This window comes from Psychrobacter nivimaris, from assembly GCF_904846365.1.
Classification (GTDB): Bacteria; Pseudomonadota; Gammaproteobacteria; order Pseudomonadales; family Moraxellaceae; genus Psychrobacter; species Psychrobacter nivimaris_B.
Genome location: NZ_CAJHAL010000074.1, coordinates 1 through 912, shown reverse-complemented (window position 1 = coordinate 912; position 912 = coordinate 1). Strand labels below are relative to the sequence as shown.

Sequence of the window (912 nt, the reverse complement as noted above, 5' to 3'; positions counted from 1 at the left end):
TATAGTCAATCTTAGATAAAACCGATACAATATTTATAACCAATTCATTTAGTGAAATAAACGATGACCTATTCAATCGACTTTCGCAAACAAGTGTTACGAAGCATTAAAGACGGCATGACCATTAGAGAAGCAGCTAACTTTTATCAGCTTAGCACAAGCTCGATTCACAGCTGGCAGCAGAGCTTAGTTCCTAAAACCACCAGAAATAAAGCACCGACTAAAATATTAAATGAAGCCTTATTGAAAGATGTTGAGCAGCATCCAGACGATTATATGTACGAGCGAGCACGGCGTTTAGGCTGTAGTAAATCAGGTATAGAAGCCGCATTAAAACGGCTAGGTATCAGTCAAAAAAAAGACCTTAGAACATCCAAAAGCCTGTTTGATAAAAAGAGCTAAGTATCTCAATCATTTAAATGATTATATGACTCAAGGCTATCCCATCGTTTATATGGATGAAAGCGGTTTTGAGGCTGAAACCATTCGTTCTCATGGCTATGCACCGATAGGTAAACCCTGTATCGACAGCTACAACTGGCAAGCAAAAAAGCGTACGAATGTCATCGGAGCTCTCTATAAAAAGATGCTATTTGCGCTTGATTACTTTGAGACAAATATCAATAGCAATATATTTTATGACTGGTGTAAGTTCACACTTATTCCAAGTCTTAAAACCAAGAGCGTGATTGTCATGGATAACGCTCGGTTTCATAAAAGCACGCGTATTCAAAAACTACTGAACAGGCACGGCCATCGTATTTTATGGCTGCCACCCTACAGTCCTGATCTGAACCCTATTGAAAAGAAATGGGCGCAAGCAAAGTTTCTACGACAAGGGTGGATGGAGAATAATCTGCCTAAACTGTTTCAGGATATGGGCTGTTCCAGTTTTATTGTGGATTGACTATA

The 912-nt window shown here is 39.0% G+C and carries 2 protein-coding genes; both read left to right on the top strand.

From position 1 onward, the window contains the following. The first annotated feature begins 63 nt into the window (after positions 1 to 63). On the top strand, positions 64 to 402 hold the full coding sequence (locus JMX63_RS14550) for an IS630 transposase-related protein (protein ID WP_227673357.1): 339 nt from the start codon (positions 64 to 66) through the stop codon (positions 400 to 402). Then, the gene (locus tag JMX63_RS14545; protein ID WP_227673356.1) at positions 386 to 907 is read left to right on the top strand and encodes an IS630 family transposase; all 522 of its coding nucleotides are present in this window, start codon (positions 386 to 388) and stop codon (positions 905 to 907) included. The genes JMX63_RS14550 and JMX63_RS14545 overlap by 17 nt, the downstream gene beginning before the upstream one ends. Positions 908 to 912: the final 5 nt, after the last annotated feature.

What these genes read in the sequence shown, in the direction of transcription:
- JMX63_RS14550 (WP_227673357.1), top strand. Translation starts at nt 64, where the DNA reads ATGACCTATTCAATCGACTTTCGCAAACAAGTGTTACGAAGCATTAAA.